The following is a 19,619-nucleotide window of genomic DNA, read 5'->3' as shown; positions in this document are numbered from 1 at the left end:
GGCGTGGCGCCGCTGATCGAGCTCACCGGTGGCTTCGTCGGCGACCTCACGGTGCGCGAGAACGTGCGGCTGACCGCGGGCCTGCACGGGATGGGCCGTGCCGAGGTCTCCGAGCGCTACGACGACATCATCGACTTCGCGGAGCTGGAGAAGTTCCAGGACACCCCGTACAAGCACCTCTCGAACGGCATGAAGGTGCGCCTGGCGTTCTCGGTCGTGTCGCAGCTGGAGGAGCCGATCCTCCTCGTGGACGAGGTGCTCGCGGTGGGCGACAAGGCGTTCCGGGACAAGTGCTACCAGCGCATCGACGAGCTCCTCGCCGAGGGGCGCACGCTGTTCTTCGTCTCGCACAACGAGAAGGATCTGCGCCGGTTCTGCACGCGCGGCCTGTACCTGAACAAGGGCGGCCTGGTGCTGGACGCGTCGATCGGCGAGGTGCTCGACCGCTACAACGCCGACAACTCCTGAGCGGAATCCCGACCGCGGTCGGGACCCCGCTCGGACCGGGGGCCGATCAGAGCCCGACGAGCGAGCGCAGCTGGCCGAGCGCGGCCTTGGCGTCGACGAGCGGGCCGGACGGGTCGGATCCGCCGGCGTATGCCGAGCGCAGCGACTGCAGCCGGGCCGAGTAGGCGTTCACGGCCTCGCCCCACTGCGTCGCGATCGAGGAGGGAGCCGGCTGGCTCGCCAGGTTCTGGGCATCGTTCTGCAGCGAGTCCACGACCTGGACCGCGGTGTCGCCGCTGTGGTTCTGCACCAGGTCGAGGCCGGTGGACGCGTTGTCCAGTCGCGGCTGCACCTGCCCGCGGAACGCATCGACGGAGGGATCCGGGACAGGGGGCGGCGCGGTCACCGGCGCCGTCGGGAGGTCGGTCGGAACGCTCGTCGACGTCGGCGTGGGCGCGGGCGAGGGACCGGGCGTCGGTGTCGCGGTCCTCGATGCCGTCGGGCTCGCGGTCGGCGTCGGGGCGCCGTCGCCGCGAGGGATCAGGAACAGCACCACGACGGCGGCCACGACGAGGGCGGCCACCACGAGCCCGATGATCAGGGCGATGCGTCCGCCGCGCTTCTTCGGCTCATCCGGGAAGACCCAGACGGCCTCCGGCTTCTGGTCGCTCATCGATCCTCAGTCCTCCAGGGCGGGCATCGGACGCCAGCTGCGGTCGCGGCCGATCCGGCCGCCGTCGCGCAGCCCGCGGAACAGGTTGCTCGTGCCGCGCACCGTCCGCTCGACGAACACCAGGCGGATGAGCTCCTTCGCGAAGGTCATCGCCGTGCCGAGGCCGAACAGGACGGGGTTGTACACGTGGTGCACGCGGTAGTACTGCTTCAGGTAGGCGCGGTTGCGCATGATGTAGTACCGGTAGGCGTTGCTCGACGCGTTCATGTGCCGCACGCCCATGTCCCACTGCTTGATCTCGCGGGTGCGCCGGAGCACGAACTCGTCGACGATGACGGCCTGGGTGCGGCGGGAGGCGAGCCAGCCGTACATCTGGTCGTCCCAGTAGATGAAGAACCGCGGATCCGGGAGGCCGATCTCCTTGACGATCGAGCGGTGGATGAACATGCCCTCGAAGCAGCCGCTGTTCATCGGCTTGAAGCCGGTGGCGTCGAAGCCGGCGGGCGCGAAGGGGATCGGGATGCCCATGCGCTCCGCGATCCGGTACTGCCAGTAGAAGGCGCTGCCGTCGTAGTCGTAGCGGCGGCCCTGGATGCTCTTGAACCGGGGGGCCCAGGCGCCCATGCGGGCCAGGCCGTCCGGGAGCACCTCGACGTCGTCGTCCATCATCCAGATCCACTCGGATCCGAGCTCGTACGCGGTGCGCATGCCCTCGCTGAACCCGCCGGATCCGCCCGTGTTGGTCTCCAGGCGGCGGTACACGATCTCGGCGTCGATCCGCGACCGGTAGGAGTCGACCACGTCCGTGGTGTCGTCGGAGGAGGCGTTGTCGATGATGACGACGCGGCCCGGCTTCGGGTCCATCTGCACGATGCTGTCGAGCAGGCCCTGCAGCAGGTGCGAGCGGTTGTAGGTGACGACGACGATCGTCGCGCTGGCCGGGTCGAAGCCGGCGGCGCCGTTCTGGCGGTCAGGGGTCACGGATGTCGCTCCAGAGAGGGTGAAGGGGAGGTCTTCAGCCTACCCGCGGAAGCCCGTGCAACCCTGCGAACGCGTGCGCGCGCCTCGCAGTCCGCCGCGGCGGACGAGGGGTCAGCGGTCCGGCAGCGGCGTCGAGCTGGTCTGCACGGCGTCGATGTTCTCCCGCCAGGACCGGGACTGCCCCGCGCGCAGGGCGCACAGCACGAGCAGGAACCATCCGGCGCTGACGAGCGTGAAGCTCTCGAACACCGAGTCCACGGCGAGGGCGACGAGCACGAGGGGCGTCCAGGCGTACACCACCGAGCGGCGCACGCTCGCGACCAGCCAGGAGCGCACGAGCGCGACGCCGCCGAGCAGGCAGAACAGCAGGAGTCCGCCCGCGCCGACCTGGAGCAGGGTGTCGAAGAACGCGTTCAGCGCGCTGCCGTGGTGGTCGTTGGTGAAGTAGTTGATCGAGTTGAACGGGTAGAGCGCGTCGCTCCACAGGCCGAACCAGCCCCAGCCCTGCGCGGGGCGCTGCTGCACGTACGTGAGCAGGTTGCTCCACAGCTCGACGCGGATGTTGAAGTCGCTGCCCGCATCGAGCACGGCGATGACCCTGTTGCGGAAGATCGCGATGGCGACCAGCACGGCGAGGACGACCCCGCCGATCGCCCACTGCAGCGGGCGTCTGCGGGCGGGCGGGGCCTGACGCACGATCACCAGCGCGACGCTCGCCGCGCCCACGGCGGCCGCGAGCACGAGCACGGTGGGGGAGGCGGAGAAGAGCGCGAGGAATCCCGCCACCACCACGGACGGGATCGCGATCGCCGCCGACAGCGACTGGGAGCGCCACTCCACCACGAAGGTGATGACCGCGATGACCGCGATGAAGCCGAGCATGTTGCGCGTGCCGAAGAGGCCCTGGATCGGCCCTCCGGCGGCGAGCCGGCCCTGGATGCCGAGGAAGTGGAACGGCATGTCCAGCAGGATTCCGCTCATGATCTCGGCGACCAGCGAGGCGCCGAGCAGGATGCGCAGCGCATCCCCCAGCGCCCGCACGGTCTGCAGGGTGTCTCTGATGTGCCCGATGACGACTGCGATCACCGCGTATCCGGCGAGGGCGGCCCAGGCCTTCAGCGAGGCGGCGGACGCGGTCGACCAGACCGCGCTCGCGAGCGTCCAGGCGAGGAACGCGAGGAGCGTCGACGGTGCGAGGCGGAGCGGGCTGAGCTCCTCGCGGCGCACCCAGAGGATGCCGACGCCGATCACGCACAGCACGGCGATGATCGTGTTGAGGGTCGCGGACGAGGTGAACGCGGCGATCGCGAACGATCCGAACACGCTCAGCAGTGCGCAGGTCGAGTAGGCGCGCGCCATCTCGACCGAGGCGAGCGTCCTCGCCAGGCGCCGCCGGGGAGTGGTCATGCCGTCCGCCGCCGCGACTGCGGCGGCGCGCCCTCGCCGGGGCCGGATCCCACGAACGGCGAGATCTTCATCTTGAACGAGAGCAGGATCAGCAGGAGCCAGCCCCACAGCATGATCGGCGTCGATTCCGCGAGCCCCAGCACCAGGAGCATCGCGCCCAACACCGTCGGCAGCAGCGACAGCGCGGCGTAGGGGCGGTCCTGCACGAGGTCCCAGCGCGGGCGGTCGACAGCGAAGAACCAGGCGCGCCACGCGAACGCGAAGAAGGCGATCGCGATGAGCAGCACGCCGAGGAGGCCGAGCTGCAGGAACACGTCCAGCCACATGTTGTGCGCCATGAACACCGTGATGCGGTGATCGATGATCCAGTCGTGGAACGCCGGGTCCCACGGCACCCACGGGGAGGAGAAGCCGTTGCCGAAGATCGGATGCTGCACGGCGCGCGCCCAGACCTTGCGCCAGATCTCGAGCCGCCCTGTGAGGTCGGAGGACTTGCCGAGGACGCCGAAGAGCGCGTCGCGGGCGAACCACGCCGCTGCCGCGCCGACGAGGGCGACCGCGGTGAACAGCGCGTACATCCGCGCACGCCCTCGCGGCGTGCGCGTGCGGCGCATGAGCAGCGCGGCGACCAGCACGAGCGCGCCGACCGCGAACGAGGCGTACGCGGTGGCGGATCCCGCCCGCAGGAAGAAGAACGCGGCGAGCACGATCCAGACGAGCAGGGCGGGCCTGCGGCGCGCTCCCTGCGCGTAGAGCAGCGCGAACACAACGAGCGCGAAGGCGCAGAGGATGCCGAGGGTGTTCGAATTGCCCACGATGCCCTGCACCCTGCCGCCGTCGAACAGGTCGCCGCGCACCCAGTACCAGTGCGGATCGGGCTTGCCCGCGGGCAGATCCGAGAAGAACGGCAGCAGCGGATGCCGCAGCACCAGCGCGACCCACAGCTCGAGCAGCAGCGAGAGCCCGAGGATCCACTTCAGCGCGCTCGAGAGCGCCCGCACGATCTCGTGCCAGCTCAGCGTGAAGGCGATGAACAGGGCGACGACGGTGATCGCCGCCTGCAGGGTCCAGGTGAGCAGCGTCGCCCACGGCCATCCCGACCAGGACAGCGAGAGCAGGGCCAGGGCTGTGTATCCGAGCGCCGTCCAGGGCAACCGGCGCCACGGGAACCGTGCAGGCCGGGCCAGCGCGATGCGGGGGATCGCGAGGCCGAGCGTGCCGACGAGCAGGACGGCCAGCACGACCGCGGCCCCGTCCACGCCGAGCAGATTGAAGATCGCGGTGTGCGCGAACACGCAGAACAGCAGCAGCACGATGTGCGCGCGCAGGAGGAGATGCCCGGTGGACTCGCGTGCCGGAGCGCTCGGCGGGGGGGCCGTGGAGAGTCTGGAGTGCTGCGCCATCGTGGTTCAGAGTACCGCCCGCGCCCTGTGACGTCGGGAGCACGGCCCGGTCTTCGACACGCCGGCGCGACACGCCGTGTGCAGTGAAGAACGTTCAACGCCTGCTTGAGGGTTTACGATCCGCGACTTGACCAGGGCGAATGACACGGGTGTAATTAGTAGTGCAACGCGGCCCGCGGGGCACCCGGGGGGATACGAGGGAGAGGGCGACATGACGGCATACCGTTCAGACGTTCCCGACGACTGGTTCGTAGATCCGGTCCAGTTGGGGGTTCCGGGCGTCCGCCGCCCGACCGAGGGCGACGACAACGCACTCGCGTGGCAGAGCGACGCGCTGTGCGCGCAGACCGATCCGGAGGCCTTCTTCCCGGAGAAGGGCGGCTCGACCCGCGACGCCAAGCGCATCTGCACCTCCTGCGACGTGCGGGGCGAATGCCTCGAGTACGCGCTGAACAACGACGAGCGCTTCGGAATCTGGGGCGGTCTCTCCGAGCGGGAGCGCCGCAAGCTCAAGCGCCGCGCCGGCTGAACCGCTCCGACAGGCTCGGTGACCGCTGTGGGGAACGCCGTCGGCCGCTCCGAGAAATGCGTATGCCGGGAAAACGGGGACGCGCCCGCGTCCCACCCCTCCTGCCGGCGATGACCCGCTTAGGCTGACCCCGTCATGTCTGCCCGAGTACACGCCGTCCTCGTCGCCCGTTCGGGTGCGACCTCCCTCGCGCGCCTGCTGCGCGCTCTCGATGCGCTCGCCGCCCAGACGCGCCGGCCGGATGCGCTGACGATCGTCGCGTGCGGTTCGTCGAGCGCGCTGCGGGCCAGTGCCCGCGTCGCCGAGGCCGCGGAAGCGGTGATCGAGACCAAGGCCTCCACGACGCTCGCCGCGGCCGTCGCCCTCGCGCTCCCGCGCGTCGCGGACGATGCGGCGCTCTGGATCCTCACCGAGGACTGCGCTCCGGCTCCTGCGGCACTCGCACAGCTCGCGGGGGCGCTCGAGCGCTCCCCGGCGGCGTCGATCGCCGCCCCCAAGCTCATCAGCACCCTCGACGAGCACCGCATCGTGTCGTTCGGGCAGAGCATGACCCGCCTCGGTCGCGCGGTCGACCCCGCCCGCGGGGAGCTCGACCAGGGCCAGCACGACGGCATGGACGACGCGCTCGGTGCCGATGCGCGCGGTCTGCTCCTGCGCGCCGGCCGCGGCCTGCGCCCCGACGCCGGCCTGGGCGGACGGGACGAGGGGCTCGACCTCGGCATCCGCGCACGCCTCGCCGGGGGACGCCTGGTGCTCGCCGCCGGCGCGCGGATTATCGTCGACGACGGCGCCGAGGCGGAGGGCACCGCCGCGGACGCCTTCGCCCGGCGTCGCGCGCAGCTGCACCGGCGCCTGAGCTACGCTCCCGCCGCCGTGGTGCCGCTGCACTGGCTCTCGCTGCTGCCGCTCGCGCTGTGGCGCTCGATCACGCACCTGACCGGCAAGCGCCCCGCCGCCGTGCTCCCGGAATGGGGCGCGGCCGGCGTCGCCATGGTCTCCGGATCCGCCGTCGCGCGCTCGCGCAGGGCCATCCACGCCGACCGCAGCGCGAGCTGGGCGAGCATCGCCCCGCTCCGGGTCACCCGTGCGCAGCTGCGCCAGCGCCTGGACGACGGGCACGGCACCGAGGCCGGCGTGCACGAGGACCTCGGGTTCTTCTCCGGCGGCGGCGCCTGGGCGGTGCTCGCCGCGCTCGTCGCCGGCGTCGCGCTGTTCGCCTCGCTGCTGGCCTGGCCCGCTCTCGGCGGCGGCGCGCTGCTGCCGCTGCGGGAGACCGTCGCGGCGCTCTGGCGCGATGCCGCCTACGGGCAGCGCGGCTTCGGCGTCGACGTGGTAGGGCCCGCGGATCCGTTCTCCGGCGTGCTGGCCGTGCTCGGTTCGCTCTGGCCGGGATCCCCCTCGTACGCGCTGCTGCTGCTCTGGGTCGCGGCGCTGCCGCTCGCCCTCCTCGGCGGCTGGTTCGCCGCCACGCGGATCACCGACAAGCCGGGACTGCGCATCCTCGCCGGCGTCGTCTGGGCGCTCGCCCCCACCTTCCTGATCGGCCTCGCCGAGGGACGCCCCGCCGCGGTCCTGCTGCACCTGCTGCTGCCGTGGGTGCTCCACACGGCTCTCGTCGCCCAGCGCTCCTGGGGTGCGGCAGGGGCGGCATCGCTGCTGACCGCCGCCGCGCTGGCCTGCGCGCCCTCGCTCGCCCCCGCCTTCGTGCTGCTCTGGCTCGTCGCGATCGTGTGGCTGCTCGCACGCCGCTCGGTGCGCGGCGCCGTGCGCATGGTCTGGGTGCTGGTGCCCGCCGTGGTCGTGTTCGCGCCGCTCGCGATCTGGCACGCCGCGCACGGAACACTGTGGGCGCTCCTGTCGGATCCCGGCGCGATCGTGGTCGCGCCGCAGGCGGCCGCGGACGCGGCGGGGCGTCTGTCGCTGCTCGCCGGTCTGCCGACCATGGACCAGGCCGGCTGGCCCGCGCTCCTGGGCGTGAAGGACGCCGCCTGGGTGCTCTGGCTCGCCGCCCCCCTCGCGCTGCTCGCCGTGGTGTCGACGATCACGCGTCGCTGGAGCGTCGGGATCGGATCCCTGCTCGTCGCCGCCTCTGGCCTCGCCACCGCATTCGCCGCGGTCGGCGTCACCGTCGCCTTCGCGCAGTCGCAGGCCGTGCCGCTCTGGCCCGGCACCGGGCTGAGCCTCGCCTGGATCGGCGTGCTGGGCGGAGCTCTCGTGACCCTGGACTGCGCGATCACCCGTCCGGCCCTGCGCAGCGCGGCCTCGCTCATCGCCGCCGCCGGCGTCGTGGTGTGCGCGGTGCCGACCGCCGTGTCGCTCGTGGCGGGGACCGCGACCATCCAGCGCGGCGACCTGACCACGCTGCCCGCGTACGTGAACGCGCAGGCCCGCGCCGATCGCGAGCTCGGCACCCTCGTGCTCAGCGCGCAGCCGGACGGCGCGCTCGCCAGCACGGTCGTCTGGGGCGCGAGCGCCACGCTCGGAGCGCAGTCCACGATCATCAACACCGCGACCACCGTGCCGGGCAAGAACTACACCGAGCTGACGGTCGACCTCGTCTCGGCGCGCCAGTTCGACGCGCCCAAGGCGCTCGGCGCCCTGGGCGTGCGCTTCGTCCTGCTGCAGGCGGGGTCGGACAAGGAGACGTCGGCGGAGCGCTCGCTGCGGCTGCAGTCGGCCACGGCCCTGGACCAGCGCGCGGGCTTCGTGCGCGTCGGCGAGACGGCACGCGGCGTGCTGTGGCGCATGGACGCCGAACCCGCCGCACGCGAGGGGCTCGGCGTCGGACAGCGCACGACGGCGCAGTTCGTGGTGACGGTCGAGCTGATCGTGCTGTTCGCCGCACTCCTGCTCTCGATCCCGACCCGTGCCTCGCGCCGCGCGGCGCGCGCGGTTCCCCGCGCGGTCGGCGTGCTGCCGGAGCGGGCTCCGCGCCCGGTCAAGCCGCAGCGCGAGCGCCCCGCGCGCGCCTCGAAGAAGCGCAAGCCCGCGCCCGCCTCCGTCGTGGTCCCCGCGGTCGCGACCGCGCCCGGCGATGAGGCGTCGCGCGTTGCCGAGGCGGCGCCCGTTGCCGAGGCCCCCGCGGAGACGGCGCCAGAGGCGGCGCCGGCCGAGGCTCCCGCCGAGCCGGATGCGCCCGAGGAGACCGAGGCGCCGCAGGAGAACCCGGCGGAGCCCGCCGTGAGCGAGCCCGCGGACGCCGCACCCGCTCAGGGTGCGGCGGACGACATCGTTCCCGAGTCCGCCGCTCCCGAGTCCGCCGCTCCCGAGTCCGTGGGCCCGGAACCGGATCGCGATGAACCCCGTCCTGATGCCGGCGACGCCCCCGATCCGCAGGATCCAGGATCCGCACCCGCCGAGACCGCATCCACGCCCGCGAAGGAGGCAGACGCATGAGCCGCAGGACCTCCGCCCGTCTCGTCGCCACCGGGGCGAGGCTCACCGCCGGCATCGTCGTCTCGGCCGCCTGCGTCGCGGGCGCGGTGATCGCGATCCCGGCGGCCTGGCCGACGATCGCGAGCACGCCGGCCCACACGACGGTCAAACCCGTCGCGGGCGACACGCTGCTCAGCTGCGCAGGATCCTTCCTGGCGCTCGGGCGCGACGCCGCCCAGGCCTCCCAGCTCAGCGTCGCCGGCACGCCGAACGTCGTCAGCGGAGCGGCCACGGGCGCGGACCTGACCTCCACCGAGCTCGGCATGTCCGACGTGGTGGGGACCACGGTCGCGCCGGGGTTCACCGCCTCCCCGCAGAACAGGGAGCCGGCGCTCGCCGCGGCGGCGCAGTCCGTGACCGTCTCCGCCGACGACCTCTCCGGCTTCGCCGCGTCCGCGTGCCGTCCGCCCAGCATGGAGTCCTGGATCGTGGGCGGCGCCGGCACCACCGGATCGAGCGACATCCTGCTGATCGCGAACCCCGGCGCCGTCACGGCGACCGTGACCTTCACCGAGTACGGCTCGACCGGCGGCACCCATTCCTCCGAGCTCGTGGTGCCGGCGCGCACGCAGTCCACCGTGCCGCTCGTCGCGGGGTCGGCGGGGGAGAGCAGCCCCGTCGTCAAGGTGACCTCGAGCGGCGCCCCGGTGCGTGCGGCGCTGCAGTCGAGCCTGATCCGCACCCTGGATCCCGTCGGCATCGACGTGCAGGACGCGATCGCGCAGCCCCAGAAGGAGTTCTCGCTGCTCGGCGTGCGAGCCCTCGTCGGCTCGAACGACGACGACAACGCCTCGACGGCCGTGCGCCTGCTGGCGCCGGATGCCGATGCCACGGTGACCCTGCAGCCCCGCAACGCCGGCGACGGCAGCAAGGTCGGCGATCCCAAGACCGTCAAGCTCACCGCCGGTCAGGTCGGATCCGTCAACTTCTCCGCGCTGAAGCCGGGGCTCTACTCGATCGACGTCAAGGCCGGCACGCCCGTGGTCGCCGCGGCCTGGCAGACCACCGGCACGGCCAAGGGATCCGACTTCGCCTGGATGACGCCCGCCCCGGTCCTCACCGGGTCCACGGCCTTCGCCGTGGCGGACGGGCCCGCGCCGCAGCTGCACCTGCAGAACGCGTCGGCCCAGACCGCCACGGTCGAGCTCACCCCCATCCAGGGCGGCGCGACCCAGCGCGTCACGCTGCGGCCCGACGGCGCGGCGACCATCTCGATCGCCGCCTCCACGACGTACACGCTCTCGTCGCCCACGGCCGTGCGCGCCGCGGTGGTCTATTCGGGGATCGGTCTGCTCGCGGGGTATCCCGTCTGGGCGACGGACGCCGCAGCGGCCCCGATCACTGTCTACCAGCGCTAGGCGTCCGAGCGCTCGGGTGGGACCGGGGGCGACGCGTCACTCGTCGGTGTCGAAGCCGCGCGGATCCATCTCCCACGGCTCGCGACCGATGTACTGCGCGGCGGCGCGGAAGACCGCGCCCTCGATCGCGACGCGACGGTGCGACGCGTCGTCGTGACCGGGTTCGAGCAGCCGCTCGATGGGCACGCGGAACAGCACGATCCGCTGCGCCTGGGTATCCACGAGCCAGCGCGGCAGCCCGTCCGGATCCGCATGGGTCGGCATCGCGGCGATCTCGATGCGCACGGGGCGCAGATCCGGCCACATCGAGCGCAGCAGCTCGACCGCGGATCCGACGTGCAGGTCGAACGTGTCGAGTCGTCCGTCGAGGGGCGGGAGCGGCGGCCTGACGACGGAGCTGCGGCCCAGGCGGCCGTGCCGGCCGTGCCGGTCGCCACGACGCGGGACGACCGCGCGGCGGGAGGGGCGGGCACGGCGCATGCCGCCAGTCTAGGCGTCGCGGGCGCCCTCTGCGGCGGGCGGGCGGATCCGGCGGTCGTGCGCGCGGCCTCCCTCCGTCCGCGTGCGGGGCCCGTAGCCTGAGGGGGATGTACGGACGACTCTGCTCCAAGGTGGGCTGCGCACGCGAGGCCGTGGCGACCCTCACCTACGACTACGGCGACCAGATGGCGGCGCTCGGCCCCCTCGGCGTCGAGAACGACCCGCACGCGCACGACCTGTGCGCGATCCACGCCGAGCGCCTCTCGGTGCCGGCGGGCTGGATCGTCGTCCGGCACGAGACCCTGCAGGCCTGAGCGCGGCCGTCCCGGCTATGCGCCGACGTCCACGCCGCTGAGGCGCTGCACGCGCGCGTCGGCGAGGGCGAGCGCCCTCCGCTCCCGATCGCGGCGGAGCACCGTCGCCGCGACGAGCACGGCCTCCGGGGGAGCGGCCGGCATCGGCGAGATGTAGGCGGACGCCTCGGCCAGCAGCTCCTGAGCGATCCGCGCCCGGGAGGCGGGCAGCAGCTGCGGCGTGCTGTCCAGGAACTGCGAGATCCGCCGCGCGAGCCGATCCGGCATGCGTGCGACATCGGCGATCGCCGCCCACGACTCGAGGCCCTGCGGCATCACGAGCACCCTCGCGACCAGGCGCGGCGTCCGCACCTTCTGGCTGTACGTCCCGGCGACGAGGTCGCCCAGGCGCTGCGACCGGGCGGTGAACGCCGCGGTCAGGAAGGCCACGGATCCGAACGTGAGGTAGGTCTCGAACACGCCGATCAGGGAGCGGATGAGGGCGTGCCTGAATCCGGCGGCGCCGCCGTCGATGCGCACGATCCTTCCGCCCACCGCGAGCTTGCCCAGGCTGCGCCCGTGCGTGAGGGTCTCGATCGTGCACGGCACGATCACGAACGCCGTCACCAGAGCCAGCACGGCGAGGATCCGATCGAGGGCGGGATCTCCGAAGGCGCCCAGCATCCAGTAGCGCACCGCGATGTACCCGAGGAAGACCGCCCAGCTCAGGAGGGCATCGATCACGGCGCCCAGGGTGCGGAAGAACAGGCCGACCGGCTGGACCTCGATCGCCACGGCCTCGCCGGAGAGCACCTCGTCGTCGCCGTCGAGTGCCGCGATCGAATGCGCGGCGCCCACGGCGTTCGAGGCGCTGACATCCGACATGGGTACAGTAAAACACGTGGACGCCGACGCACTCGCCGATGCCAGGAGCCGCGAGTGGGCGCGCCTGGACGAACTCAGCAGGCAGCCGCTCGACGGCGCCGGTGTCGACGAGCTCATCACGCGTTACCGTGCGGCATCGGCGGATCTGGCCGATCTGCGCAGCTCGGTGGGCTCCTCGCCGCAGAGCGCTCACCTCTCCACGATCCTGGCCAGGGCCCGGCTGCGGTTGACGGGGCAGGGCGACAACGTGATCCGTCAGGTCACCCGGTTCTTCACGCTGCAGCTGCCCGCCGCGCTCTACCGGCTGCGCTGGACCACCCTCGTCATCGCGCTCGCGAGCCTCGCCGTGATCGTCGGGGTCGCGATCTGGATCTCCTCGGATCCGGCTCTCGTCGCGGCGCTCGGTTCCAAGGCCGACCTGCAGTACTACGTCGAGCACTCCTTCACGGACTACTACACCGAGAACCCCGCGGCCGAGTTCGCGGGCCTGGTGTGGACCAACAACGCCTGGATCGCGGCGCAGTGCGTGCTGCTCGGGGTCACCGGCATCTGGCCGATCATGGTCCTCCTGCAGAACGCCGTGAACGTCGGCCTCGCGGTCGGCGTCATGTTCGCGTTCGGCCGCGGCGACGTCGTCGTGCTCTACCTGCTCCCGCACGGGATGCTCGAGCTGACCTGCATCTTCGTCGCGGCGGCGGCGGGTCTGCACATCTTCTGGGCCTGGCTCGTGCCGGGGGAGCGCACCCGCGGGGAGGCGCTCGCGGCCGCAGGACGCTCGCTCGGCACGGTCGCGATCGGGCTCGTGTTCGCGCTCGGGCTCTCCGGTCTGGTCGAGGGCTTCGTGACCGGCTGGGGGCTGCCGTGGCCGGTGAAGATCGGGATCGGCGCGCTCGCGCTCGCGGTCTTCCTGGCCTACATGCTGATCCTGGGCCGTCGCGCGCAGCGGCGGGGCGAGAGCGGCGACCTCACCGAGTTCGAGGCCGGGACGCCGACGCTCGTGGCCGGGTGAGCGGCATCGGCCTCCGCCGCAGGGCGGGCGAGGCCGTCACTCCGACGCGGCGGGATTCGGCTGGTCGAACAGGGCGCGGTAGGTGAAACCGGCGATCAGCGCGCCGAGGATCGGGAAGATCAGGAAGACCCACAGCTGCGCGAGCGGCGCGACCCCTCCGTAGATCGCCGTGGCCAGCGAACGAGCGGGATTCAGCGACGCATTGTCGATCGGCAGGGTCGCCAGCACGCCGAGGGTCAGCGTCAGGCCGATCGCGATGCCCGCGAACGGGGTGCCGCGCGTCGGATGCGTCACGCCGAGGATCACGAAGAGGAACAGCGCCGTGAACACGACCTCGGCGATGATCGCGGCCCACACCCCGAAGCCGCCGGGGGAGAGCGCGCCCCAGCCGTTGCTGGCGAAGCCCGCGTCCTGCGCCCGGGGCAGCCAGCCCTCAGGGCCGAACGTGCCGATCAGCGTCAGCACCGTCGACGCCACGACGCCTCCGGCGCACTGCGCGACGATGTAGGGGCCGGCGTCCCGCCAGGGGATCCGTCCCGCGGCCGCTGCGCCGAGGGTGACGGCGGGGTTGAAATGCCCTCCCGAGATCGGCCCGAAGGCGTACACGCCGACGAGCACGGACAGGCCGACGGCGAGCGCCACCGCGAGGTAGACCGAGCCCTGCGCGCCCGGATCGGTGAAGTGGCTGGACGCGAACAGGGCGGTGCCCATCGCGGCCGCCACGAGCAGGAACGTGCCGAGGCCCTCCGCGACGAGGCGCGGGCCGAGGGACGAGGCCTGAGCGGCCGGTGCGTCGACGGGGGAGGAGGACATGGGGCTCCTTGCTCTCTGGCGCCGGGGGAAGTCGGGCGCCGCTGTCCGTCAGCGACATTACCGGCGAAGGCGCGTCCGGCGCGGCAGCGCCGACGGCCCGCCCCGGGATCGGGACGGGCCGTCGGTCGGGCGGATCCGCTCAGCGCACGTCGTAGCGGTCGAGCTCGGCGACCTTGACCCACGCCTTCACGAAGTCGTCCACGAACTTCGCGCTCGCGTCATCGCTGGCGTAGACCTCGGCCAGCGCCCGCAGCTCGGAGTTCGAGCCGAACACGAGGTCGGCACGCGTGCCGACCCAGGTCTTCTCGCCCGTCGCGTCGTCCGTGGCCTGGAACGCGTGGGATCCGGGATCCAGCGGCTTCCAGGTCGTGTTCAGATCGAGCAGGTTCACGAAGAAGTCGTTCGTGAGGACGCCCGGCGTGTGCGTGAACGCGCCGTAGGAGGATCCGTCCCAGTTCGCACCGAGCACGCGGAGGCCTCCGACGAGCACCGTCATCTCGGGTGCGGAGAGCGTCAGCAGTCCCGCACGGTCGACGAGCAGGACCTCGGCCGGGATCGCCCCGGCGACGTCGCTCACGTAGTTCCGGAAGCCGTCGGCCTGCGGGTTGAGGTATGCGAACGAGTCGACGTCCGTCTGCTCCTGCGTCGCGTCGGTGCGCCCCGGCGTGAACGGGATCTCGACGGCGCGCCCTGTGGCGGCCGCGGCCTGCTTCACGCCGACGTTGCCGGCGAGGACCACGAGGTCGGCGAACGACACCTGCGCGCCGCCCTCCGCGTTGAACGCATCCTGCACGCCCTCCAGCGCCGAGATCACCCGTGCGAGCTCCGTCGGGCGGTTGACCTCCCAGCTGCGCTGCGGCTCGAGCCTGATGCGGCCGCCGTTCGCGCCGCCGCGCTTGTCGCTGCCGCGGAACGAGGCCGCCGCCGCCCACGCGGTCGACACCAGGTCGGACACGCTGAGGCCGGTCGCCGCGATGCGCCGCTCCAGCTCTGCGATGTCCGCGGCGCCGATCGGCGCGCCCTGCGGCGCCGGCACCGGGTCCTGCCAGATCAGGTCCTCCGCGGGCACCTCGGGGCCGAGGTAGCGGGCCTTCGGGCCGAGATCGCGGTGGGTCAGCTTGAACCACGCGCGGCTGTAGGCGTCGGTGAAGGCGGCCTGGTCGTCCTTGAAGCGCAGCGAGATCTCCCGGTAGATCGGGTCCTCCCGCAGCGCCAGGTCGGTCGTGAGCATACGCGGCTCCCGACGGCCCTCGCCCTGCGCCTCCGGCACCATGTCGAGGCCGGCGCCGTCGGTCGGCTTCCAGTGCTTGCCGCCGCCGGGGCCCGTGGTGAGCTCCCAGTCGTAGGCGAACAGGATGTGGAAGAACTCGTTGTCCCAGCGGGTGGGGTGATAGGTCCAGGTGACCTCGAGGCCGGATCCGATCGTGTCGTTGCCGTGTCCTGCGCCGTGGCTGCTCTTCCAGCCGAGGCCCATCTGCTCCATCGGCGCACCCTCGGGCGACTCGCCGACGTTGCCCGCCTCCGGTGCCGCGCCGTGGGTCTTGCCGAACGTGTGGCCTCCGGCGATGAGGGCGACCGTCTCCTCGTCGTTCATCGCCATCCGGCCGAACGTCTCGCGGATGTCCTTCGCGGCGAGCACCGGATCCGGGTTGCCCTCCGGCCCCTCGGGGTTGACGTAGATGAGGCCCATCATGGTGGCCGCGAGAGGCTTCTCGAGCGAGCGCTCTCCTCGCTCGTCGGTGCCGATGCGGGCGCTGGAGTCGAGCCAGACCTTCTCGGAGCCCCAGTACACGTCCTCATCCGGCTCCCACACGTCGGCGCGGCCGCCGGCGAAGCCGAACGTGGGCATGCCCATCTGCTCGTGCGCGACGTTGCCGGCGAGGATCATCAGGTCGCCCCAGCTCAGCGCCTTGCCATAGGCCTTCTTCACGGGCCAGAGCAGGCGGCGCGCCTTGTCCAGGCCCACGTTGTCGGGCCAGCTGTTCAGCGGGGCGAAGCGCTGCTGGCCGGTGCCGCCGCCGCCTCGGCCGTCGAACACGCGGTAGGTGCCCGCGGAGTGCCAGGCCATGCGGATCATGAGCGGGCCGTAGTTGCCGAAGTCGGCGGGCCACCAGGGCTGCGACTCGGTGAGCAGGGCGGCGATGTCGCGCTTGACGGCGTCGAGGTCGAGCGCCTCGAATGCGGCGCGGTAGTCGAAGTCCTCGCCGTGCGGGTCGCCCACGGCGGGGTTCTTCGCGAGCTGGCGCAGGTTCAGGCGCTCCGGCCACCAGTCGGTGTTGCCGGTGCGTCCGCCCGCGGGACGCGGGGCGGCCGTGTTGCCGGCGTGGTCGATCGGGCAGGTGTTCTCAGACAAGGCTGATCCTTTCCTCTTCTTTTGGTCGGTCGATGGTGCACCGAGCACCGCTCCGAGGCGTTGGCCCTGGGCGGATGCGGCACGAGTCTCGGTCAGGCGGCCGCGCGCACCTCGTCGCACGCGCGGCAGACCGCGCGGTAGGTGACGGAGGCCTCGAGCAGCCTCATGCCGTGGTCCTCGGACGGATGCAGGCAGGGGGAGGCTCCGACGGCGCAGGAGACGACCTCCAGGCGGCCGCAGCGCACGCACTGCATGTGGTGGTGGTTGTCGCCGGGCTCGACCTCGAAGAGCGCGCGATCGGCGTCGGGCAGGCTCACCCGGCGGATGATGCCCGCCGTCGCGAGGTCGCCGAGGATCGCGTGCACGGTGGGCAGGGCGATGCCGGCGCCGTCGACGGCGGTGTGGATCCGGTCCGCGGAGCTGTGCGGGGCGAGCGCGAGGGCCTGCAGCACCGCGATCCGCTGCACGGTGACGCGCAGTCCCGCGCCGCGGAGGATCGCCGACGTGTCCATGACTCCACCGTAGCTTTTCCTGAATGATTCAGGAAACCCGTTTCTCGCTGGCGTGTCCCGCCGCCCTCGTGTGCCCCTGCCCTGCACCCCTCCCGTGACCGCGAGACTGCAACTCGGCGACGAGACTGCGCTCGTGCACCGCAGTCTCGTCGCCGAGTTGCAGTCTCGCGGGAGTGGCGGGGCGCGGCGGGGCCGAGGGCAGGGGGCGTCAGAGGCGGCCGGCGGCCTTGAGCTCGAGGTAGCGGTCCGCGATGCGGGGCGGGAGGTCGTCCGGATCCGCGGCGAGGGGCTCGCCGCCCGCGCGCCGGATCGCGTCGGCGACGCGTGCGGCATCGGCGAGGGTGCGCTCGGCGGCCGCGGCGAGGTAGACGTCCTCGCGGGAGTCGCGCGCGCGTGCCAGGGCGTCGATCGAGAGGTCCGTGGCGGATCCGACCAGGATCGTCGTCGCGCGCGAGGCGTTAGGGAAGGCGCCGAGGAACGACCGCGCGCTCTCCACCGCGTCCTGCGCGGTCAGCACCACGATGAGCGAGGGCCGTGTGGTGAGGGTGCGGATCGCGGCGAACGCCGCTCCCCAGTCCGTGTCGACGAGGCGGGCGTGCACGGGGGCCATCGCATCGGAGAGCGCCGGCAGTAGCGCCGGCCCGTCCACCCCGCTCACCCTGCCGCGCACCGCGCGGTCGAACAGCAGCAGATGCACGTGGTCGCCGGCGCGCTGGGCGAGCGCCGAGAGGAGCAGCGCGGACTCGTAGGCCGCGTCCAGGCGGGTGCCGTCGCCCACGCGCGCCGCGGCGGTGCGACCCGTGTCGACCAGGATCACCACGTGCCGGTCGCGCTCCGGACGCCAGGTGCGCAGCATCGTGGTGCCGGCGCGGGCGGTGGCGCGCCAGTCGATCGAGCGCACGTCATCGCCGCGCACGTACTCGCGCAGCGAGTCGAACTCCGTGCCCTGCCCTCGCACCTGGACGCTGGTGTTGCCGTCGAGCTCGCGCAGCCGCGCCAGGCGCGAGGGCAGGTGCCGCCGGGACGTGAACGGCGGCAGGATCCGGATCGCCCCGCGCACCCGATGGCGTCCCTGGCGTCCCGCGAGCCCCAGCGGCCCGCGCGAGCGGATCGCGACGAACTCGCTGGACAGCTCGCCTCTGCGGCGCGGCAGCAGCACGATCGGCACGCGCCGGCGCTCGCCCGCGGGCAGGTCCAGCGCGGCCCTCCCGTGGTCCGCCGCCCCGGCCGTCGGCTGCCAGGCGTCGCGGAGCTGCCCGCGCAGCCGGCGCTCGCCGAGGTTCTGCACGATCACGGTCGTGGTGACCTGCTCGTGCTGCCGCACGCGGTTCGGCACCTCGCGGGTCACCCGCAGCGCGCCGAGCGGCGCCGCCGCCAGGACGTCGACGCCGACGAGCAGCGCGCACAGCGCCAGCCAGCCGAGCAGCACGAACCACGGCGGCACACCGAGGGCGTCGAGCAGCACGAGCGGCACGACGCCGAGGGCGGCGACGATGACGAGGCGACCGGTGAGGAACATTCAGATCGGCACTCTGGTCTGCTGCACCACGCTGGTCAGCACGGCGTCGGCGGAGACGCCCTCCATCTCGGCGTCGGGACGCAGCTGCAGGCGGTGGCGCCAGACCGGGATCAGCATGGTCTGCACGTGGTCCGGGGTGACGGCGCTCGAGCCGTTCAGCCACGCCCACGCCTTCGCGGCCGCCAGCAGCGCGGTCGAGGCGCGGGGGCTCGCCCCCAGCTGCACGGAGGGGGACTGCCGGGTCGCCCTGGCGAGGTCGACCACGTAGCCGAGCACGTCATCCGTGACCTGCACGCGTCCGGCGGCCTGCTGCGCGGCGAGGATCTCGTCGGCGCTGACCACGGCGTGCAGATCCGTGAGCTCGCGGGGGGAGAAGCCGTCCGCGTGACGGCGCAGCACCGAGACCTCGGCCGCGCGCTCCGGCATGCCGACCACGAGCTTCATCAGGAATCGGTCCAGCTGGGCCTCCGGCAGCGAGTACGTCCCCTCGTGCTCGATCGGGTTCTGCGTCGCCGCGACGAGGAACGGATCCGGAAGCGGAAGGCTCGCGCCGTCGGAGGAGACCTGGCGCTCCTCCATCGCCTCGAGCAGCGCCGCCTGGGTCTTGGGCGGGGTGCGGTTGATCTCGTCGGCGAGCAGGATGTTCGTGAACACCGGGCCGCGGCGGAACTCGAACTCGCCGGTGCGCGCGTCGTAGACGAGGGATCCGGTGACATCGCCCGGCATCAGATCGGGGGTGAACTGCACGCGCTTGGTGTCGAGTCCCAGCGCGCGGGAGAAGGACCGCACGACGAGCGTCTTCGCGACGCCGGGCACGCCCTCCAGCAGCACGTGCCCCCTGGCGAGCAGCGCCACGAGCAGCCCGGTGACGGTGCCGGCCTGGCCGACCACGGCCTTGTCCACCTCGGCGCGCACGCGCTGCATGGCCTGGCGGAGCGCGGCGTCATCGGATCCGGAGGTCGCAGGGGAGACTCCGGGGGAGGCCGCGGCGGGGGAAGCCGCGGGCGGCTGCGTCGCCGCGGACGGGCTCTGCACGGCCGCAGGAGGGGCGGGCGGCGCCGGAGGGTATCCGAGCGGGGCGGATCCTGCGGGGTCGGTGCCGGGACGGTCTGTCACGGGGTGCTCCTTTCGATGCGGACGGCGTGCTCGACGGCGGTCTCCAGCTCGGCGAGACGGCGGGCGTAGGGGACGAGTTCGGCGTCGCTGCCGGGCAGCGGGCCGGTGAGGAGGGTCCTGGCGCCTGCCCGGTCCACGCGGATCCGGTCGGCGGCGGCGTCCGCGACGGCGGCGGCGTCCGCCCTGGCGGGCAGGCCCAGCCGTGCGGCGAGGCGGGAGATCGTGCCCGTGCGCAGCGCGTCCGCCGCGTGCGCGGCGTCGGCGGCCTTGGCCGTGAGGCGGGCCCGGCCGAGCATGGTCTCCGAGGCGCGCACGGTGACCGGCAGCGTCTCGGCCACGAGCGGGCCGAAGCGCCGTCCGCGCCACGCCGCGGCGAGGAGCGCGGTGATCATGCCGAATCACCGCG

Annotated in this window: 18 protein-coding genes; 6 read left to right on the top strand and 12 right to left on the bottom strand. The window is 72.8% G+C overall.

The features are described from left to right. Window positions 1–468, top strand: a 468-nt coding sequence (locus B7X32_RS07385; protein ID WP_366246962.1) for an ATP-binding cassette domain-containing protein, incomplete at its 5' end; no start/stop codon positions are given. Window positions 469–514: 46 nt separating this feature from the next. Here B7X32_RS07385 and B7X32_RS07380 read toward each other — a convergent pair. From B7X32_RS07380 to B7X32_RS07365, 4 genes are all read right to left on the bottom strand, one after another. Then, window positions 515–1,120: a hypothetical protein gene (locus B7X32_RS07380; protein ID WP_292718101.1), complete on the bottom strand. Its 606-nt coding sequence runs from the start codon at window positions 1,118–1,120 to the stop codon at window positions 515–517. Window positions 1,121–1,126: 6 nt separating this feature from the next. After that, window positions 1,127–2,101 (bottom strand): glycosyltransferase family 2 protein, encoded by a 975-nt coding sequence (locus tag B7X32_RS07375; RefSeq protein WP_292718099.1) that lies wholly within the window; start codon window positions 2,099–2,101, stop codon window positions 1,127–1,129. A gap of 111 nt (window positions 2,102–2,212) precedes the next feature. Continuing rightward, entirely contained in the window at window positions 2,213–3,508 is a 1,296-nt protein-coding gene (locus B7X32_RS07370) for an O-antigen ligase family protein (protein ID WP_292718097.1), read from the bottom strand. Beyond that, on the bottom strand, window positions 3,505–4,911 hold the full coding sequence (locus tag B7X32_RS07365; protein ID WP_292718095.1) for an O-antigen ligase family protein: 1,407 nt from the start codon (window positions 4,909–4,911) through the stop codon (window positions 3,505–3,507). Before B7X32_RS07365 ends, B7X32_RS07370 begins: the two co-directional genes overlap by 4 nt. Window positions 4,912–5,122: 211 nt before the next feature. Here B7X32_RS07365 and B7X32_RS07360 point away from each other — a divergent pair, with 211 nt between their 5' ends. The 3 genes from B7X32_RS07360 to B7X32_RS07350 all read left to right on the top strand — a co-directional run bounded on the left by B7X32_RS07360 (window position 5,123) and on the right by B7X32_RS07350 (window position 10,233). Then, window positions 5,123–5,440, top strand: a complete 318-nt coding sequence (locus tag B7X32_RS07360) for a WhiB family transcriptional regulator (RefSeq protein ID WP_292718093.1) — start codon at window positions 5,123–5,125, stop codon at window positions 5,438–5,440. 135 nt (window positions 5,441–5,575) lie between these two features. Then, a complete protein-coding gene (locus B7X32_RS07355; RefSeq protein WP_292718091.1) occupies window positions 5,576–8,836 on the top strand; it encodes a glycosyl transferase in 3,261 nt (1,086 codons plus the stop codon). Continuing rightward, a complete protein-coding gene (locus B7X32_RS07350; RefSeq protein WP_292718089.1) occupies window positions 8,833–10,233 on the top strand; it encodes a DUF5719 family protein in 1,401 nt (466 codons plus the stop codon). The genes B7X32_RS07355 and B7X32_RS07350 overlap by 4 nt, the downstream gene beginning before the upstream one ends. Before the next feature lie 36 nt (window positions 10,234–10,269). On the opposite strand, the gene B7X32_RS07345 is transcribed toward B7X32_RS07350, so the two are convergent. Continuing rightward, window positions 10,270–10,713 carry a hypothetical protein gene (locus B7X32_RS07345; protein WP_292718087.1) on the bottom strand — a complete coding sequence of 148 codons (444 nt, stop codon included), beginning with the start codon at window positions 10,711–10,713 and terminating at the stop codon, window positions 10,270–10,272. Between the two features lie 107 nt (window positions 10,714–10,820). Here B7X32_RS07345 and B7X32_RS07340 point away from each other — a divergent pair, with 107 nt between their 5' ends. Next, entirely contained in the window at window positions 10,821–11,027 is a 207-nt protein-coding gene (locus B7X32_RS07340) for a DUF3499 family protein (protein ID WP_292718085.1), read from the top strand. Between the two features lie 15 nt (window positions 11,028–11,042). Here B7X32_RS07340 and B7X32_RS07335 read toward each other — a convergent pair whose 3' ends face one another. Beyond that, window positions 11,043–11,891, bottom strand: a complete 849-nt coding sequence (locus B7X32_RS07335) for an RDD family protein (RefSeq protein WP_292718083.1) — start codon at window positions 11,889–11,891, stop codon at window positions 11,043–11,045. A 16-nt stretch (window positions 11,892–11,907) separates the two neighbouring features. Between B7X32_RS07335 and B7X32_RS07330 the strand changes: the two genes are divergently transcribed. Further along, window positions 11,908–12,900 carry a stage II sporulation protein M gene (locus tag B7X32_RS07330; RefSeq protein ID WP_292718081.1) on the top strand — a complete coding sequence of 331 codons (993 nt, stop codon included), beginning with the start codon at window positions 11,908–11,910 and terminating at the stop codon, window positions 12,898–12,900. Window positions 12,901–12,936: 36 nt separating this feature from the next. On the opposite strand, the gene B7X32_RS07325 is transcribed toward B7X32_RS07330, so the two are convergent. The 6 genes from B7X32_RS07325 to B7X32_RS07300 form a co-directional block, all read right to left on the bottom strand. Then, window positions 12,937–13,713 carry an aquaporin gene (locus B7X32_RS07325; protein WP_292718079.1) on the bottom strand — a complete coding sequence of 259 codons (777 nt, stop codon included), beginning with the start codon at window positions 13,711–13,713 and terminating at the stop codon, window positions 12,937–12,939. 139 nt (window positions 13,714–13,852) lie between these two features. Continuing rightward, a complete protein-coding gene (gene katG / locus B7X32_RS07320; RefSeq protein ID WP_292718077.1) occupies window positions 13,853–16,066 on the bottom strand; it encodes a catalase/peroxidase HPI in 2,214 nt (737 codons plus the stop codon). Window positions 16,067–16,158: 92 nt separating this feature from the next. Beyond that, window positions 16,159–16,578 (bottom strand): transcriptional repressor, encoded by a 420-nt coding sequence (locus B7X32_RS07315; protein WP_292718075.1) that lies wholly within the window; start codon window positions 16,576–16,578, stop codon window positions 16,159–16,161. 208 nt (window positions 16,579–16,786) lie between these two features. Continuing rightward, the gene (locus B7X32_RS07310) at window positions 16,787–18,097 is read right to left on the bottom strand and encodes a DUF58 domain-containing protein (protein WP_292718073.1); all 1,311 of its coding nucleotides are present in this window, start codon (window positions 18,095–18,097) and stop codon (window positions 16,787–16,789) included. Beyond that, window positions 18,098–19,021: a MoxR family ATPase gene (locus B7X32_RS07305; RefSeq protein ID WP_292718103.1), complete on the bottom strand. Its 924-nt coding sequence runs from the start codon at window positions 19,019–19,021 to the stop codon at window positions 18,098–18,100. It lies immediately after the preceding gene. A 188-nt stretch (window positions 19,022–19,209) separates the two neighbouring features. Continuing rightward, window positions 19,210–19,605 (bottom strand): hypothetical protein, encoded by a 396-nt coding sequence (locus B7X32_RS07300; protein WP_292718071.1) that lies wholly within the window; start codon window positions 19,603–19,605, stop codon window positions 19,210–19,212. Between the last annotated feature and the right edge of the window lie 14 nt (window positions 19,606–19,619).

This window comes from Microbacterium sp. 13-71-7, assembly GCF_002257455.1.
Lineage (GTDB): Bacteria > Actinomycetota > Actinomycetes > Actinomycetales > Microbacteriaceae > Microbacterium.
This window is presented reverse-complemented; position numbering and strand designations above follow the sequence as displayed.

Coding starts and splice junctions, on each gene's coding strand:
- B7X32_RS07340 (WP_292718085.1), top strand. CDS start 10,821: ATGTACGGACGACTCTGCTCCAAGGTGGGCTGCGCACGCGAGGCCGTG.
- B7X32_RS07380 (WP_292718101.1), bottom strand. CDS start 1,120: ATGAGCGACCAGAAGCCGGAGGCCGTCTGGGTCTTCCCGGATGAGCCG.
- B7X32_RS07370 (WP_292718097.1), bottom strand. CDS start 3,508: ATGACCACTCCCCGGCGGCGCCTGGCGAGGACGCTCGCCTCGGTCGAG.
- B7X32_RS07325 (WP_292718079.1), bottom strand. CDS start 13,713: ATGTCCTCCTCCCCCGTCGACGCACCGGCCGCTCAGGCCTCGTCCCTC.
- B7X32_RS07345 (WP_292718087.1), bottom strand. CDS start 10,713: ATGCGCCGTGCCCGCCCCTCCCGCCGCGCGGTCGTCCCGCGTCGTGGC.
- B7X32_RS07365 (WP_292718095.1), bottom strand. CDS start 4,911: ATGGCGCAGCACTCCAGACTCTCCACGGCCCCCCCGCCGAGCGCTCCG.
- B7X32_RS07315 (WP_292718075.1), bottom strand. CDS start 16,578: ATGGACACGTCGGCGATCCTCCGCGGCGCGGGACTGCGCGTCACCGTG.
- B7X32_RS07360 (WP_292718093.1), top strand. CDS start 5,123: ATGACGGCATACCGTTCAGACGTTCCCGACGACTGGTTCGTAGATCCG.
- B7X32_RS07310 (WP_292718073.1), bottom strand. CDS start 18,097: ATGTTCCTCACCGGTCGCCTCGTCATCGTCGCCGCCCTCGGCGTCGTG.
- B7X32_RS07305 (WP_292718103.1), bottom strand. CDS start 19,021: ATGCAGCGCGTGCGCGCCGAGGTGGACAAGGCCGTGGTCGGCCAGGCC.
- B7X32_RS07355 (WP_292718091.1), top strand. CDS start 5,576: ATGTCTGCCCGAGTACACGCCGTCCTCGTCGCCCGTTCGGGTGCGACC.
- B7X32_RS07335 (WP_292718083.1), bottom strand. CDS start 11,891: ATGTCGGATGTCAGCGCCTCGAACGCCGTGGGCGCCGCGCATTCGATC.
- B7X32_RS07300 (WP_292718071.1), bottom strand. CDS start 19,605: ATGATCACCGCGCTCCTCGCCGCGGCGTGGCGCGGACGGCGCTTCGGC.
- B7X32_RS07350 (WP_292718089.1), top strand. CDS start 8,833: ATGAGCCGCAGGACCTCCGCCCGTCTCGTCGCCACCGGGGCGAGGCTC.